The 15,753-nt window shown below is 62.4% G+C and carries 16 protein-coding genes; 10 read left to right on the top strand and 6 right to left on the bottom strand.

Annotated elements, in window-relative coordinates:
• The first annotated feature begins 182 nt into the window (after window positions 1-182).
• The 5 genes from ACZ889_RS07485 (at window position 183) to ACZ889_RS07505 (ending at window position 4,937) form a co-directional block, all read left to right on the top strand.
• On the top strand, window positions 183-2,621 hold the full coding sequence (locus ACZ889_RS07485) for a Lon protease family protein (protein WP_004575710.1): 2,439 nt from the start codon (window positions 183-185) through the stop codon (window positions 2,619-2,621).
• 162 nt (window positions 2,622-2,783) lie between these two features.
• Window positions 2,784-3,122 (top strand): PA4575 family protein, encoded by a 339-nt coding sequence (locus tag ACZ889_RS07490; protein WP_003247487.1) that lies wholly within the window; start codon window positions 2,784-2,786, stop codon window positions 3,120-3,122.
• Window positions 3,123-3,311: 189 nt separating this feature from the next.
• Window positions 3,312-3,800 carry a TIGR00645 family protein gene (locus ACZ889_RS07495; RefSeq protein ID WP_003247486.1) on the top strand — a complete coding sequence of 163 codons (489 nt, stop codon included), beginning with the start codon at window positions 3,312-3,314 and terminating at the stop codon, window positions 3,798-3,800.
• A 128-nt stretch (window positions 3,801-3,928) separates the two neighbouring features.
• Window positions 3,929-4,234: a DUF6482 family protein gene (locus ACZ889_RS07500; protein WP_014589631.1), complete on the top strand. Its 306-nt coding sequence runs from the start codon at window positions 3,929-3,931 to the stop codon at window positions 4,232-4,234.
• 85 nt (window positions 4,235-4,319) lie between these two features.
• Complete coding sequence (locus ACZ889_RS07505) at window positions 4,320-4,937, top strand: FKBP-type peptidyl-prolyl cis-trans isomerase (RefSeq protein ID WP_180688866.1); 618 nt, start codon at window positions 4,320-4,322, stop codon at window positions 4,935-4,937.
• A 26-nt stretch (window positions 4,938-4,963) separates the two neighbouring features.
• Here ACZ889_RS07505 and ACZ889_RS07510 read toward each other — a convergent pair whose 3' ends face one another.
• The 3 genes from ACZ889_RS07510 to ACZ889_RS07520 all read right to left on the bottom strand — a co-directional run bounded on the left by ACZ889_RS07510 (window position 4,964) and on the right by ACZ889_RS07520 (window position 6,763).
• Window positions 4,964-5,209, bottom strand: a complete 246-nt coding sequence (locus ACZ889_RS07510; protein WP_010951938.1) for a PA4570 family protein — start codon at window positions 5,207-5,209, stop codon at window positions 4,964-4,966.
• Window positions 5,210-5,293: 84 nt separating this feature from the next.
• Window positions 5,294-5,635 carry a zinc ribbon domain-containing protein YjdM gene (locus tag ACZ889_RS07515; RefSeq protein WP_010951939.1) on the bottom strand — a complete coding sequence of 114 codons (342 nt, stop codon included), beginning with the start codon at window positions 5,633-5,635 and terminating at the stop codon, window positions 5,294-5,296.
• 159 nt (window positions 5,636-5,794) lie between these two features.
• On the bottom strand, window positions 5,795-6,763 hold the full coding sequence (locus tag ACZ889_RS07520) for a polyprenyl synthetase family protein (protein WP_003247469.1): 969 nt from the start codon (window positions 6,761-6,763) through the stop codon (window positions 5,795-5,797).
• Window positions 6,764-7,008: 245 nt separating this feature from the next.
• Here ACZ889_RS07520 and rplU point away from each other — a divergent pair, with 245 nt between their 5' ends.
• The 5 genes from rplU (at window position 7,009) to ACZ889_RS07545 (ending at window position 10,696) form a co-directional block, all read left to right on the top strand.
• Window positions 7,009-7,323, top strand: a complete 315-nt coding sequence (gene rplU, locus ACZ889_RS07525) for a 50S ribosomal protein L21 (protein WP_003247466.1) — start codon at window positions 7,009-7,011, stop codon at window positions 7,321-7,323.
• 38 nt (window positions 7,324-7,361) lie between these two features.
• The gene (rpmA, locus tag ACZ889_RS07530; protein ID WP_003247464.1) at window positions 7,362-7,619 is read left to right on the top strand and encodes a 50S ribosomal protein L27; all 258 of its coding nucleotides are present in this window, start codon (window positions 7,362-7,364) and stop codon (window positions 7,617-7,619) included.
• 188 nt (window positions 7,620-7,807) lie between these two features.
• Window positions 7,808-9,034, top strand: coding sequence for an Obg family GTPase CgtA (cgtA, locus tag ACZ889_RS07535; protein ID WP_003247460.1), 1,227 nt, complete (start codon window positions 7,808-7,810; stop codon window positions 9,032-9,034).
• Between the two features lie 85 nt (window positions 9,035-9,119).
• Window positions 9,120-10,238, top strand: a complete 1,119-nt coding sequence (gene proB, locus ACZ889_RS07540; RefSeq protein WP_003247458.1) for a glutamate 5-kinase — start codon at window positions 9,120-9,122, stop codon at window positions 10,236-10,238.
• On the top strand, window positions 10,235-10,696 hold the full coding sequence (locus ACZ889_RS07545; RefSeq protein ID WP_476257280.1) for a CreA family protein: 462 nt from the start codon (window positions 10,235-10,237) through the stop codon (window positions 10,694-10,696). The genes proB and ACZ889_RS07545 overlap by 4 nt, the downstream gene beginning before the upstream one ends.
• Before the next feature lie 122 nt (window positions 10,697-10,818).
• Here ACZ889_RS07545 and mksF read toward each other — a convergent pair whose 3' ends face one another.
• Genes mksF through mksB form a run of 3 tightly spaced genes read right to left on the bottom strand, consistent with a single transcriptional unit; the run spans window position 10,819 to window position 15,633 of the window.
• The gene (gene mksF, locus ACZ889_RS07550) at window positions 10,819-13,650 is read right to left on the bottom strand and encodes an Mks condensin complex protein MksF (protein ID WP_003247454.1); all 2,832 of its coding nucleotides are present in this window, start codon (window positions 13,648-13,650) and stop codon (window positions 10,819-10,821) included.
• Window positions 13,647-14,354: an Mks condensin complex protein MksE gene (gene mksE / locus ACZ889_RS07555; protein WP_003247452.1), complete on the bottom strand. Its 708-nt coding sequence runs from the start codon at window positions 14,352-14,354 to the stop codon at window positions 13,647-13,649. Before mksE ends, mksF begins: the two co-directional genes overlap by 4 nt.
• Window positions 14,344-15,633, bottom strand: a complete 1,290-nt coding sequence (mksB, locus tag ACZ889_RS07560; RefSeq protein WP_003247449.1) for an Mks condensin complex protein MksB — start codon at window positions 15,631-15,633, stop codon at window positions 14,344-14,346. Before mksB ends, mksE begins: the two co-directional genes overlap by 11 nt.
• Window positions 15,634-15,753: the final 120 nt, after the last annotated feature.

A 15,753-nucleotide genomic window follows, 5' to 3' on the forward strand; every position in this document is an offset into this window, starting at 1 on the left:
GCGTTTCACCCACCCGCGCAGCTTGGAGTTTAGGCACGATCTAAAGGTTGCGTTGTTGATTGCGAAAAATTTGCTGTCACAAGACTGCACCGGCTGCGACATAAAGTCCTGTGGAGCCTTGCAAGGCGCGCGCGGGCAGCGCCAGAATGCTGCGTATCTGCCCGCCGAAGTAAGGAAACCCAATGCCCGATCCTGTCGCTGCGCGCCTGCGTCTTGCGCCTGAAGCCCTGACCCGGCGTTTCTCCCCCGAGCAGTTTGCTTTTACCCATACCGACGATCTGGAGCCGTTTCGCGGAGTTCTGGGCCAGGAACGTGCTGTCGAGGCCCTGCAGTTTGGCGTGGCCATGCCGCGTCCTGGTTACAATGTGTATGTGATGGGCGAGCCCGGCACCGGGCGCTTCTCGTTCGTCAAGCGCTACCTCAAGGCCGAGGGCAAGCGCCAGCAGACCCCGGCCGACTGGGTCTACGTCAACCACTTCGACGACACCCGTGAACCACGCGCACTGGAGCTGCCGTCCGGAAGCGCCGCCGAGTTCATCAGCGACATGGGCGGATTGATCGACAACCTGCTGTCGACGTTCCCGGCGGTGTTCGAACACCCGTCCTACCAGCAGAAGAAGGGCGCCATCGACCGCGCTTTCAACCAGCGTTATGACCGCGCTCTGGATGTGATCGAGCGCGCGTCGCTGGAAAAGGACGTGGCCTTGTACCGCGATGCCAGCAACGTCGCCTTCACGCCGATGGCGGATGGCAAGGCGCTGGATGAAGCTGAATTTGCCCAATTGCCGGAAGAGGTGCGCGAGCAGTTCCACGAGGACATTGCCCTGCTTGAGGAGCGCCTTAACGAAGAGCTGGCCAGCCTGCCGCAATGGAAGCGCGAATCGAACAACCAGCTGCGCCAGCTCAACGAAGAAACCATCACCCTGGCGCTGCAGCCGTTGCTGGCGCCGCTGTCGGAAAAGTACGCCGAAAACGCGGCGGTTTGCGCCTACCTGCAATCGGTGCAGTTGAACCTGTTGCGTACGTTGGTCGAGCAACTGGTCGATGACAGCAAGTCCGACGCCGTGGCCCGCAAGCTGCTCGAAGAGCAGTACGCGCCCAGCCTGGTGGTGGGCCATCACGCTGACGGTGGTGCGCCGGTAGTGTTCGAGCCGCACCCGACCTACGACAATCTGTTTGGCCGTATCGAATACAGCACCGACCAAGGTGCGCTGTATACCTCCTATCGCCAATTGCGCCCAGGCGCGCTGCACCGGGCCAACGGCGGCTTCCTGATTCTGGAAGCCGAGAAAATGCTGGGTGAGCCGTTCGTATGGGACGCGCTCAAGCGTGCGCTGCAGTCGCGCAAGCTGAAGATGGAGTCGCCGATCGGTGAGCTGGGCCGTGTTGCCACTGTCAGCCTGCAGCCGCAGGTGATTCCGCTGAACGTCAAGCTGGTGATCATCGGCTCGCGCCAGCTGTACTACGCACTGCAGGACCACGACCCGGACTTCCAGGAGATGTTCCGCGTGCTGGTGGACTTCGATGAAGACATGCCGATGGTCGACGAGAACCTGGAGCAGTTCGCCCAGCTGTTGCGCACCCGCACCAACGAAGAGGGCATGGCACCGCTGACCAGTGACGCGGTGGCGCGTCTGGCCACCTACAGTGCTCGTCTGGCCGAAAACCAGTCGCGCCTGTCGGCGCGTATCGGCGACCTGTTCCAGCTGGTCAGCGAGGCTGATTTCATTCGCCAGCTGGCCAGTGACGAAATGACCGACGCAGGCCACATCGAGCGTGCGCTCAAGGCCAAGGCCACCCGTACCGGCCGTGTGTCGCAACGGGTGCTGGACGACATGCTCGCCGGCATCATCCTGATTGACACAGAAGGCGCGGCCATCGGCAAGTGCAACGGGCTGACCGTGCTGGAAGTGGGTGACTCGGCGTTCGGCATGCCCGCGCGTATTTCGGCCACCGTCTACCCCGGCGGCAGCGGTATTGTCGATATCGAGCGTGAGGTCAACCTTGGCCAGCCGATCCACTCCAAAGGGGTGATGATCCTCACCGGTTACCTGGGCAGCCGCTATGCCCAGGAGTTCCCGCTGGCGATCTCTGCAAGCATCGCCCTGGAGCAGTCCTACGGCTACGTGGACGGCGACAGCGCCTCGCTGGGCGAAGCCTGCACGCTGATCTCGGCCTTGTCGCGTACGCCGCTCAAGCAGTGCTTCGCCATCACAGGTTCCATCAACCAGTTCGGTGAAGTGCAGGCGGTGGGTGGGGTGAACGAGAAGATCGAGGGCTTCTTCCGCCTCTGCGAGGCGCGTGGCCTGACCGGCGAGCAGGGGGTGATCATTCCGCGTGCCAACGTCGCCACCCTGATGCTTGACGAGCGCGTGTTGCAGGCGGTGGAGAACGGCATGTTCCACGTCTACGCGGTCAGCCAGGCTGATGAGGCGCTGAGCCTGCTGGTGGGCGAGGAGGCCGGGGTACTCGACGACAAGGGGCTGTTCACTGAGGGCAGCGTCAATGCCCGAGTGGTGGAGCGCCTGCGTGAAATTGCCGAGATGATCAGCGAGGAAGACATCGAGAAGGCAGAAAAGGAACGCCTGGAAGAGGTGATTGCCCAGGCCAAACCGGCCTGAGTCAATAAACTGGCGCTGGCGGCGATATGCTACCGTTCAGCGCCAGTTTTCCATCTTTCTGATCGGTTCCTCTATGCTGGAACTTAAGGACGGTACAGCGTTCAGGATGGAAACAGCCTGAGGGTTTCGGGCTGAACAAGGCTCATTGGAGGGGACGCGGCCATGCGCAACCTCAGCCTCACACGCCAGTGCCTGGGCCTGGTGACCCGTATCGAATGCAGCATCCGCCCGCTGGCCGGTGACAACGGCATGTGGACGTTGCTGTTCGCCGCCGGCATGGCCGGTGAACAACCCTCCGCGATCAAGGCGCAGGGCCCGTTTCATGGGCCACTGGTGGCCGAATCGGTGCTTAATGCCATCGTCGACAGCCTGACCCTGCATGGGTACCAAGTGGCCGAGGACCCGCAGATCTGGTGTCTGCATTTGCAGGCGCAGTTGCGGCGGATCAATGGTGAGCGGTGTCGCAACCTGGGGGATTACCAGTTTCATCCAGAGACCTAAAGAATGCCGGGGCCGCTTTGCGGCCCATCGCGACACAAGGCCGCTCCCACAGGTACAGCATCGGCTTGCTGTGGGAGTGTGGCCTTGTGTCGCGATCAGGCTGCGGAGCAGCCCCCGGGCTTTTGCTGTAACAGGTGGCTGGCTATACTCGCCGTCGCTTTTTTAGTCACCTGATGAGTCCTGAACTTCATGGAACGTATCCTCGAAAACGCGATGTATGCCTCGCGCTGGCTGCTCGCACCGATCTACTTCGGCTTGTCCCTCGGCCTGCTGGCCCTGGCGCTGAAATTCTTCCAGGAAGTGGTCCACGTCCTGCCCAACGTCTTTGCCCTCAGCGAAGCCGACCTGATCCTGGTGATCCTGTCGCTGATCGACATGTCGCTGGTCGGTGGCCTGCTGGTGATGGTGATGATTTCCGGTTACGAGAACTTCGTCTCGCAGCTGGACATCGATGAAAGCAAGGAAAAGCTCAACTGGCTGGGCAAGATGGACTCCTCGTCGCTGAAGATGAAGGTTGCCGCGTCGATCGTGGCGATTTCGTCCATTCACCTGCTGCGGGTGTTCATGGATGCGCAGAACATCTCCACCGATTACCTGATGTGGTACGTGATCATCCACATGACCTTCGTGGTCTCGGCGTTCTGCATGGGCTACCTGGACAAGCTGACCAAGCACTGAGTCCGCTTGCTGCTTACACCGCCCGGCCGTTGCCAAACGGACGGGCGGTGTCGTTTCTGGCTTGTGCTTTTAGCCGGTCTGTACAAAAAATGAGCTCTCATGCGTGGTTCCCATCGCGAGGTGCTCTCATGAACCTGCATCAGCTCAATACCGAGGCCAGGGCTGGCCATGTCGACGAACTGAACCTGATCGCCATCGAAGGCGGTGACTACCTGCTCGAGGCCCGGGTCAAAGGCCATCCTCACCCCCTGTCCGATACCCGTGGTGAACGCTTGCGCGTGCACTCGGTGGAGGATGCGCGCAAGTTGCTGCAAACCATCCCCATGGTCTCGATGAACCTGGTGCACTGGTCGGTGCAGGACGAAATGTGCGGCATGGGTACGCACCCGGAAGAAGACCTGAAGGTGCCGATTTCCCAGCGTTCGGCCTGGTAGCTGCTCGCAGCGCACCAGTGTGCTAGGCTGCTCGCCCTTTTTATCAAGGGCGCGGCTGCATTGCGCCCTGCAGTGGAGCACGACAATGTCCGAACTCAACCTGTCTACCGACGAAACGCGCGTCAGCTACGGTATCGGCCGTCAGCTGGGCGGCCAGCTGCGCGACAACCCGCCACCAGGCGTTAACCTGGAAGCCATCCTGGCCGGCCTGACCGACGCCTTCAACGGTGCCGACAGCCGCGTCAGCGAAGCCGACCTGTCGGCCAGCTTCAAGGTCATCCGCGAGGTGATGCAAGCCGAAGCTGCAGCCAAGGCCGAAGCCGCCGCTGCTGCTGGCAAGGAGTTCCTGGTCGAGAACGCCAAGCGTGAAGGCATCACCACGCTGGCTTCGGGCCTGCAGTTCGAAGTGCTGACCGCTGGCGAAGGCGCCAAGCCGACCCGCGAAGACAACGTGCGTACGCACTACCACGGCACCCTGATCGACGGCACCGTGTTCGACAGCTCCTACGAGCGTGGCCAGCCGGCTGAATTCCCGGTAGGCGGCGTGATCGCTGGCTGGACCGAAGCCCTGCAGCTGATGAACGCTGGCAGCAAATGGCGCCTGTACGTGCCAAGCGAGCTGGCTTACGGCGCCCAAGGCGTTGGCAGCATCCCGCCGCACAGCGTACTGGTGTTCGACGTCGAGTTGCTCGACGTTCTGTAATGCCCTAGAGGCCGGCCCTGCCGGCCTCAATTCCAGTCTGTCCCCCCAGGGCGCAACGCCCGCGCATAGCAGAACAGAAACAGATTCCGTACCAGTTCCTTGAGCACCCCCGGCTCACTCGAATTCAGCCCGCTCATGTCCAGGTCACCCTGGTCACGCAGTTCGTCGAGGGCTTCTTCTTCAAGCACCGCGCACACTTCGCCGGTTTCCCGATGAAGAATGCGCAGGTAGGGGTGAGGGCGTTCCAGCCAGGCGTCGATCAGGTAAGTCATGGCTATTCTCCTTGGACATCAATTCCAATGAGAATAATTCTTATTACCAGAATAGCAAGCGCCAATTGGCGTTTTTTTGCCTGATCAAACTTTGCGGACGAACTCGGACTTCAGCTTCATGGCGCCGATGCCGTCGATTTTGCAGTCGATGTCGTGGTCGCCGTCGCACAGGCGGATGTTCTTGACCTTGGTGCCAACCTTGACCACCAGGGACGAACCCTTGACCTTGAGGTCCTTGATCACGGTGACGGTGTCACCGTCTTGCAGGATGTTGCCGACCGAATCTTTCTTCACCACATCGTCGCTGGCCGCCTCGGCATCGCCGCTGGCCGACCACTCATGGGCGCATTCAGGGCAGATCAGCTGAGTGCCATCCTCATAGGTGTATTCGGAGTTGCATTTTGGGCAGGGTGGCAGAGTGCTCACTTCGGTTCCTCAAACAAACAGACGGGCGGTTAAAAGCCCACATTGTAAAAGGTAATTTCCCGGAAGTGATTATGTCCGGACAAAAAGCATCGCGGGCAAGCCGGCTCCCACAAATGGTGTAGGAGCGGGCTTGCCCGCGAATGAAGGCGACTCGGTCTGTCAGTGCGTACGCGCGACCGCAAACTCGCTCAGTTCAACCAGCGCATCCCGGTATTCACTGGCAGGCAGCACTTCGAGGCAGGCGATGGCGCGTTTCACGTAATCGCGCGCCAGCTCGGCGGTGTACTGCAGCGCGCCCGACTCTTCGACCGCGACGCGAATCTGTTCCAGATCTTCCAGGCCACCCTTCTGGATCGCCTGGCGTACCAGTGCCGCCTGTTCGGCAGTGCCTTCGCGCATGGTGTAGATCAGTGGCAGGGTAGGTTTGCCCTCTGCCAGGTCGTCACCGACGTTCTTGCCCAGGGTCTGCGAGTCACCCTTGTAGTCCAGCAGGTCGTCGACCAGTTGGAAGGCCACGCCCAGATGGTCGCCAAAGGTACGCAGGGCTTCGCGCTGCTCGTCGGTGGCCTGGGCCAGTGCCGCAGCACTGTGGGTAGACGCTTCGAACAGCATCGCCGTCTTGCCGCGAATGACCTCCATGTAGACTTCCTCGGTGGTGCTGGCGTCGCGTACGCGCGACAGTTGCAGCACTTCACCTTCGGCAATCACCCGGGTGGCCTTGGACAGAATCTGCATGACCGGCATCGAGCCCAGTTCGACCATCATTTCGAACGAGCGCGAATAAAGGAAGTCGCCCACCAGCACGCTCGGCGCGTTGCCCCACAGGGCATTGGCAGTAGAGCGGCCACGGCGCATGCCGGACATGTCGACCACGTCGTCGTGCAGCAGGGTGGCGGTGTGCAGGAACTCGATGGTGGCGGCCAGCAGGCGCAGGTCGTCGCCTTCGCGGCCCAGGGCCTTGCCACACAGCAGTACCAGCAGGGGACGCAGGCGCTTGCCACCGGCGGACGTGATATAGTCGCCGATCTTCGATACCAGCGGCACGCGCGAGGTCAGCTGCTTCTTGATGATCTCGTCGACGGCGCTGAAATCATCAGCCACCGCGCGGTAGAAGGTTTGGGGTTGCATCGGCTGCTCCAGTGAGGTTGCGCGGCATGCTAGGTCGCAGGTCCCGGTGTGTCAAGGCGCGGTGCCCGCAGGCCGGGGGCGGCACTTGCAAGCAAAACCGCGGTTGCGTACAATCGCGCACCCTAACTTCCTGGGCAGCACCTGCCTTACGCAATTGCGCCGGGCCGTTCCAGCCCTGTGCAGCCATGCCAGCCAATACTCATCATATAAAGCGCTGGGGTGAGCAGGATTATCGGAGAAATACCATGTCTTACGCAGTAATCGTTACCGGCGGCAAGCAGTACAAAGTCGCTGAAGGTGAATTCCTCAAGATCGAAAAACTGGAAGTCGCCACTGGCGAATCCGTGACCTTCGATCGCGTTCTGCTGGTCGCCAACGGTGAAGAAGTCACCATCGGTGCTCCAGTTGTTGCTGGCGCTAAAGTAGTGGCCGAAGTCGTTTCGCAAGGCCGCCACGACAAGGTTCGCATCATCAAGTTCCGTCGTCGTAAGCACCACATGAAGCGTATGGGCCACCGCCAGTGGTTCACCGAGATCAAAATCACCGGCATCCAGGCTTAATCCCCTAGATCCCCTGAATTTATTTGGAGAATTGAACCATGGCTCACAAGAAGGCTGGTGGTAGTACTCGTAACGGTCGCGACTCAGAATCTAAACGCCTTGGCGTGAAGATGTATGGCGGCCAGGTTATCAAGCCAGGCAACATCATCGTCCGTCAGCGCGGTACCGAATTCCACGCTGGCTACGGCGTTGGCATGGGCAAGGACCACACCTTGTTCGCCAAGATCGAAGGCGTGATCAAGTTCGAGAAGAAAGGCGAGTTCATGCGCCGTTACGTGAGCATCGTCGCCGCTTAATCGCGACGTCGCTCCAGAAGCCCCGTCATGCGACGGGGCTTTTTCGTTTGTGGTGAGCCTCTTGCAAAGCTGTTTGTCTGGGTTGCCGGCGTTGGTTTCTACGGTCGTACGGGGCCGCCGCGCTCATTTTTGCAAGAGCCTCATGTTTTTGAGTCATTCAGCTCGTCTACCGACGAGAGGCGGTTTTAATGAAGTTTGTTGACGAAGTATCCATTCGGGTCAAGGCCGGTGACGGTGGCAACGGTTGCATGAGCTTCCGTCGCGAGAAGTTCATCGAGAACGGCGGCCCTAACGGCGGTGACGGCGGTGACGGTGGCTCGGTGTACATGATTGCCGACGAAAACCTGAACACCCTGGTCGACTACCGCTACACCCGTCACCATGAAGCCCAGCGTGGCTCCAACGGCGGTAGCACCGACTGCACCGGCAAGAAGGGTGAAGACCTGTTCCTGCGCGTGCCGGTCGGCACCACCGTGATCGATGCTTCCACACAGGAAGTGATCGGTGACCTGGTCACCCCCGGCCAGAAGCTGATGGTCGCGCAAGGTGGCTGGCACGGGCTGGGCAACACCCGTTTCAAGTCGAGCACCAACCGTGCACCGCGCCAGACCACCCCAGGCAAACCGGGTGAGCAGCGTGACCTGAAGATGGAAATGAAGGTGTTGGCCGACGTCGGCCTGCTGGGCTTGCCGAACGCTGGCAAGAGTACCTTCATCCGTTCGGTCTCGGCCGCCAAGCCGAAAGTCGCCGACTACCCGTTCACTACCCTGGTGCCAAACCTGGGCGTGGTCAGCGTCGACCGCTGGAAGAGCTTCGTCATCGCCGACATCCCCGGCCTGATCGAAGGCGCTTCCGAAGGTGCCGGCCTGGGTATCCGCTTCCTCAAGCACCTGGCGCGTACGCGCGTGCTGCTGCACCTGGTGGACATCGCGCCGCTGGACGAAAGCAGCCCGGCCGATGCCGCCGAAGTCATCGTCAACGAGCTGACCCGCTTCAGCCCGTCGCTGGCCGAGCGTGAGCGCTGGCTGGTGCTGAACAAGGCCGATATGGTCATGGACGACGAGCGCGACGAGCGTGTGCAGGAAGTGATCGACCGTCTGGAGTGGGAAGGCCCGGTCTACGTGATCTCGGCTATTTCCAAGCAGGGCACCGACAAGCTCAGCCACGACCTGATGCGCTACCTCGAAGACCGCGCCGACCGCCTGGCCAACGACCCGGCCTACGCCGAAGAGCTGGCTGACCTTGACCAGCGCATCGAAGACGAAGCCCGTGCCCAGCTGCAGGCCCTGGACGACGCTCGTACCCTGCGCCGTACCGGCGTCAAGAGCGTGCACGACATCGGCGACGATGACGGTTGGGACGATGATTTCGAGGACGACGAAGACGGTCCGGAAATCATTTACGTGCGCGACTGATCGGTTGCAGTACACTAAACGCCGCTCTCTGGAGCGGCGTTTTTGTATCCACGGTATCTACAGATTCGACATAGGTTGGAAGAAGATGCGAAGCAAGGTGACGGGCGCCAAGCGCTGGGTCGTTAAGATTGGCAGTGCTCTGCTGACCGCCGATGGCAAGGGCCTCGACCGCGGTGCAATGGCCGTTTGGGTCGAGCAGATGGTCGCGCTGCGTGAGGCAGGCGTGGAGTTGGTACTGGTCTCCTCCGGGGCCGTGGCTGCCGGCATGAGCCAGCTGGGCTGGACCAAGCGACCGAGTGCGATGAACGAGCTGCAGGCGGCTGCCTCGCTCGGCCAGATGCGCCTGGTGCAGGCCTGGGAGTCGAGCTTCGGGGAGCACGGGAAGCACACCGCGCAGATCCTGCTGACCCATGACGACCTGTCCGACCGCAAGCGTTACCTGAATGCCCGCAGCACCCTGCGCACCTTGGTCGATCTGGGCGTGGTGCCGGTGATCAACGAAAACGACACCGTGGTCACCGACGAGATCCGCTTCGGCGACAACGACACCCTGGCGGCGCTGGTGGCCAACCTGGTCGAGGCCGACCTGCTGGTGATCCTCACCGACCGCGATGGTATGTTCGATGCCGACCCGCGCAACAACCCCGAAGCGCAGTTGATCTACGAAGCCCGTGCCGACGACCCCTCGCTGGATGCCGTGGCCGGTGGTACCGGTGGTGCCCTGGGCCGTGGCGGCATGCAGACCAAGCTGCGTGCGGCGCGCCTGGCTGCCCGTTCCGGTGCCCACACCATCATTATCGGTGGCCGCATCGAGCGCGTGCTGGACCGCCTGAAGGCGGGCGAGCGCCTGGGCACCTTGCTGTCGCCCGAGCGCGGCATGCTCGCGGCGCGCAAGCAGTGGTTGGCCGGTCACCTGCAAACCCGTGGCACCCTGGTGCTGGATGCCGGTGCCGTGCAAGCGCTGCGTCAGGCCAACAAGAGCTTGCTGCCGGTTGGCGTGAAGACAGTGCAGGGCAGCTTCCGTCGTGGCGAAATGGTGGTGTGCGTCGGCCCGGACGGTGTTGAAGTGGCTCGCGGCCTGGCCAACTACAGCGCCCTGGAGGCGCAGAAGATCATTGGTCAGTCGTCCGAAGCCATCGAGTCGATCCTTGGCTATAGCGCCGAGCCGGAACTTGTACACCGCGACAACCTGGTGCTGGTATGAGCCTGCTGAAGAGCGTAATCGCGGTGGCAGCGTGCGTGCTGCCGATGTTGGCTGGCGCCGAAGAGGTCGGCCAGGTGTCCACCGTGTTCAAGTTCCTCGGGCCGAACGATCGCATTGTGGTCGAGGCGTTCGATGACCCTAAGGTTGAGGGCGTGACGTGCTACCTGTCACGTGCCAAGACTGGCGGAGTGAAGGGGGGCTTGGGGCTGGCCGAGGACCGGGCGGAGGCATCGATTGCCTGTCGTCAGGTCGGGCCGATCAACTTCAAGGGTGAGCTCAAAGATGGCGAGGAAGTGTTCAAGGAGCGCACCTCGCTGGTGTTCAAGACCATGCAGGTGGTGCGTTTTCTCGACAAGAAGCGCAACACGCTGGTGTACCTGGTGTACAGCGACCGCATGATCGAAGGCAGCCCGCAGAATGCGGTGACTGCCATTCCGATCCTGCCTTGGGCTCATTGATAGCCCGCTCCTACATACGCTCGGTGGTTGGACACAGGCCGTCGTACGCATCGGTGGTTGGGCGCAGGCCGGCGTAGGAGCGGGTTCACCCGCGAAAGGGCCGCAACGCGGCCCCGGCTATCTCAGGCCAGCTCCTCGGCCTGATCCTCACGCACAACCGCCTTCACTTCATCCAGCCGGCTGATGAACTTCCAGTCCGCCTCGTCGATGTAGATGCCGTTCGGCCCGCTGCCACCTTCCAGGTCGATCGCAACGTGCGCCGAGACCTGTGGTTTCACACTCGCCAGGATCGGCACGAAGCCCAGTTGCTGGCTGGTCTCCAGCAGTGCCGCCTGGTTGCGTTCGTCGATGTCTGCCGCTTCGTCCAGGTAGTACGGCAGGCGAATGCGCCCGGCCAGGTCACGGTCCATCAGGTGCAGCAACAGGTACATGTTGGTCAGCGCCTTGATGGTCATGGTGGTGCCGTTGGACGCCGCACCGTCGATGTCGGCGTGGATGATCGGCTGGCCATTGACCTTGGTGATCTCGAACGCCAGCTCGAACAGGTCCTTCAGGCCCAGCTGGTTGTGGTTGGCCGCCACCAGCCGTGCCAGGTACTCCTTGGCCTCTTCGTTCTTGTTGTCCTGATCGGCACTCTGGGTCAGATCGAAGACCGACAGGGTTTCGCCTTCTTCGTACTGGCCGGCACTGTGGATAATCTGGTCGATGTGCTTGAGCGCTTCCTTGTTCGGCGCCAGTACCACGCGGAAGCTTTCCAGGTTGGACACCTGGCGCTTGTTGATCTCGCGGTTGAACAGGGCCAGCTGGTGCTCAAGGCTGTCGTAGTCGCTGCGGATGTTGCGCAGGGTTCGGGCGATGTCGGTGACCGCAGCGCGGCGTGCCTTGGCCAAGGTCAGGGCTTCGTCGGTACGGTGCGCGTAGGCGTTCACCAGCAGTTGCAGGCGGCGTTCCATGTCGTCTTCGCTGTCGAACTTGGCCACGCCTTTGAGGCGCACCTGGGCGTACAGCGCCTCGATCTGGTTGTCCACCCGCTGCAGGCCTTGCCAGCTGTCCTGGTAGTCATTGAGCAGCGGCAGCAGGTTGTCCATCGAGTCGTCGATGGCTTCCATGTATGGCGTGCCGTAGGGCAGGTCGGCCGGCAGCAGCTGGCGACGGCGCAGGGCGTCTTCCAGGGTGCGCTGCTTGGACTCGAGGTCGCCGAGCTGACGGCCGACCAGTTGCAACTTGGCTGACAGCTGCTGGACGCGCTCGGTGAAGGCGTCGCTGGAGCGCTTGAGTTCGTCCTGGGCCGCTTCCAGCTGCGAGAGCTGTTCCAGCTTCTCGGGCTCTTCGGCGGTGAGGGTTTGGCTACGGCGGAAGTCTTCCAGCGCCTTCTGCGCGTCCAGCACTTCCTGGTACAGGGTTTCGGTCTGCGCTTTGGACGCGGAGCGGTCGGCGGCCACGGCCTGCTGGGTCTTGAGCTGCTTGAGTTCTTTTTCCAGGCGCTCTTTCTGGTCGCGCAGTGCGGCGCGGTCGGCCAGGGCCTGCAGGGCCGGTGGGTCGATGTGGGTCAGGTCAATGGCCAGGCCCGGGGCCTCGAAGCGCTCGCCCTTGAAGCCGTCGAGCACCGCTTCCAGCGATTTTACCCACAGGTCGCTGTCGTCCAGCTCGATACCGCGGTCGCCCAGCGGCAGGCTGAACAGCGCGCCGTTGAACAGGCGCATCAAGCGGTCGACGTCCTGCTGCGAGAACTCTTCGCGCAGGCGGGCATAGCTGTTGTTGTCAGCGTGATCCAGCTGCTGCTTGACCTGCTTCAGGCGTTTTTCCAGGTCGCGTACGCGCTCGTCGAGGTCTTCGGCACTGAACTGCCGTGACTGGGCCAGCGCGCCGGCCAGCTCGTCGTGGGCATCTTTGGCTGCCAGCAGTTGCTGCTCCAGTACCTTGACGTCATCGACCAGCGCAAAGCGGTGCTTGAGCACCGACAGCTCGCCTAGCCAGCGCTGGATACCGGTAATTTCACGCTCCAGGCGCATCAGCTCCTGGGTGCCGCCGCGCTGGTCGTTCTGCAGGCGGTCCTGCTCGCCACGGTAGTGCTCGGACTGGATGACCAGCTCTTCCTTGCGCGCCATGGCGTATTCCTGCCAGGTGCCCAGCAGGGTGTCGAGCACAGGCGAAATGCGGTGCAGCTTGCCACGCAGGATGTCGCGCTGGGCCACGCCACCGGCCAGGGCCTCGACCAACGGGCCGGCAGCCACCAGGGCGTTGTAGTCCTGCTCCATGCGGCGTACGTCGCGGAAGGCTTCCTCGCACGCAGCGATGTAGTCGACGCTGCCCGAGCGCAGGCTGTGCTCGAAGGCGTCGAGGAACAGCTGCTTGAGCTTGGCGGCGGTGATCTCACGCATGTGCAGCAGGTTGATGAACAGCGCGCGGAAGGTTTTCAGGCTTTGCTCGCTGGTGGAGCGCAGCGGGATCATGGTCAGGTCCAGCGGCACCGAAGTGTGTCCGCCCACCAGCAGCCGGCGCAGTTCGTCCGGCTTCAGTTCGTAAGCCTTGATCCCCAGGCGTTCAAGGTTGGTGAACAGCTCTTTCTGACGCAGGCAGGTGTCGTTCTTCTGGTAGTGGGCCAGGTCCAGTTCGCCCTTGTAGGCGAAGAACTGGTGGCCGAAACCGCCACCCGGGCCGCGCCCGACCACACCAATCACGTGCGTGCCGTGGGGCAGGCTCAGTTCGCAAAGAATGTACGACGTGTCGCTGGCGAAGTAGAAGCGGCGCGATTGCTCAAGGCTGTACTTGCCGAAACTCATGTCCGACATACGTGCCAAGATCGGGAACTGCAGGGCATTGATCGAAGCCGATTTACCCAGGTTGTTGGCGCCGTATACCGACAGCGGGTGCTCCAGCGGGAACAGGCCAAGGCTGTAGCCGGCGGTGTTGAGCAATGCGAAGCGGCGGATGCCGTAGCGTTCCTGGCTCATGCGTCAATCTCCTGTTGCTCTTCGCGGATGGCCCGGGCCAAGGCGTCCTCTTCGCTTTCCTCGCCCTGGAAAGGCGTGAGGTCGAGCGGGTCGTCGGTACGGTTGAGTTCTTCGGCGCTTTCTTCCTCGACCAGTACCGGGGTCGGCAGCGGCAGGGCGCTGTGCAGGGTGGCGGCCAGGTCGCGGTCCTGCTGCACCGAAAGGCACACATCGAGGAAGCGATGCATGGGCGGCAGGAAGCGGTAGATGCCGCCTTCCTCATGGGCGAAGCCGAGTTGGGTCATGCGGCGCAGGATTTTTTCTTCCAGCTCGTCCACGGTCTGCACTTCGGCCTGCAGGAACAGGTCGCGGTACTTGTCCAGCAGCGAGGGCAGTTCGTCGCGACCGATGCTGCCGCCATCGAGCACGGCCATCGGGTCGCGGCCCTGGTCAGCAAGGTGCTCGACCAGGATGAAGGTGAACAGCGACAGGCGCTGCGCGGTCTTGTTGACCTGCGCGGCGGTCATGTCGGGCACGAAGTAATAGAAGCCACGGGTATCGCACACCAGCTCGAAGCCCAGGGCCTTGAACAGGGTGCGGTACTGGTCCTGGAAGTTCGACAGCTGGGCGTACAGCTCAGGGTCGCGCCGGCTGACGTGGAAGCCTTTGAACAGCTCGCGGAAGATCGGCGCGAGCTGGGACAGTTCGGAAAGATCAAGATGCATGGGCTGGGCTCGCGTTGGGTTCGGTAGGCGCGCTAGGGGCGTCTTCGCGGCTGGAGGTCAGGGCGAACGAATGCAGGCTGACCAAATGTTCCTGAGTGGTGTATTCGCGGCGGTCGAGGCGTTCGCGCTTGAAGCGCTTTTCCCGCGACAGGCGCGAGAACCAGTACAGCAGCTCGTCGGTGGCGCCTTCGGGCTCCTGCTCCAGCAGCCAGACCATCAAGTCGGGCAGTGGCAGGGCCTGTTCGCAGCGTTCGGCCATTTCCTTGACCGTGCGCGGGGCACGGGGCAAGGCGCCGGACTGGGTCTTGTGGGCTTTGGGGAAGCGCGCCGGTTTGGGCTCGAAGCGGGCCAGTGCGTAAACGTAGGCCTCGACCTGGCTGGCACTGCCAAGGAAGGTGCTTTGCGGGCGGGTGAACATCGGCATGGCCGCCTGCGGCACGGCATCGATGCCCTTGCGCCGGATCACCGACAGGGCCAGTGCAGCGCCGCGGGTCACGGCGTTGTGGCGGCGGGCTTCTTCGCGCAGCGGCAGCAGCAGTTCGCGGGCGTGGCGCAGGGTCAACTGGGCGCTGGTCTGCATTTCCAGAATGCGCGCGTGGGTGCGCAGCAGCATGTCGTCGTCGACCAGGTGGCCCAGGCGCGCCTGTTCGCCCAGCAGTTTCAGCAGCACGGTCTCGACCTTGCGTACACCCTGCTCGAAGGCGCCGTCGGCGTTGACCAGCTGGATCATCGGCTCGACGTATTCATCCCAGGTGGCCAGCACTTCGGCATAACGCTGGCGCAGCGGGATCTGGCGGTTGCTGGTCTTGGCCCGTTCGGCCACGGCCACCAGTGCCTGCTCGTCGTTGTCGAGCTTTTTCAGCACATCGCGCACACGCATGTCGAGCAGGCGCAACTGGCGTGCCAGGTCGTCGCTGTCGCGGTTGTCGAAGGCATCCTGGATGTGCCCGGCCAGGCGCTCCAGGTGGCGCAAGTAGGCTTCGATCTCCAGGCACAGGCCCAGCCGGTGTTCGCGGCGCAGGTAGGCGAGGAAGTCGTGGATCTGCGCGTTGAGCTCGAAACGGTTCGGGCTCTTGGCCACCGGGACCAGGATATCCAGGCGGATCCAGACGTCGAGTAGCTGGGTGATGTCCTGCGGGGTGCTTTCGAGCTGCTGGCGGGCCACATGCTGGCGCAGTTCGACCAGGCTCAGGGTGCCCTGGTCGAAACGCTCGCACAGCGGCTCGATCAGGGCCCAGTGTTCGGCTAGGGCGCGCAGGACGCGCTTGGGTTCGATCATTGGCTTCGACTCGTTGCCAAGAAAAAGGGGGGATTGTACTGCATTCGCGGGGGTGGTTTTTACCCCTTGGTCTGTAATGAGAGATAACCATGGGATGTGCAGGTGTAAGGCGTTGTTCAT

Source organism: Pseudomonas sp. TE3895 (genome assembly GCF_056278855.1).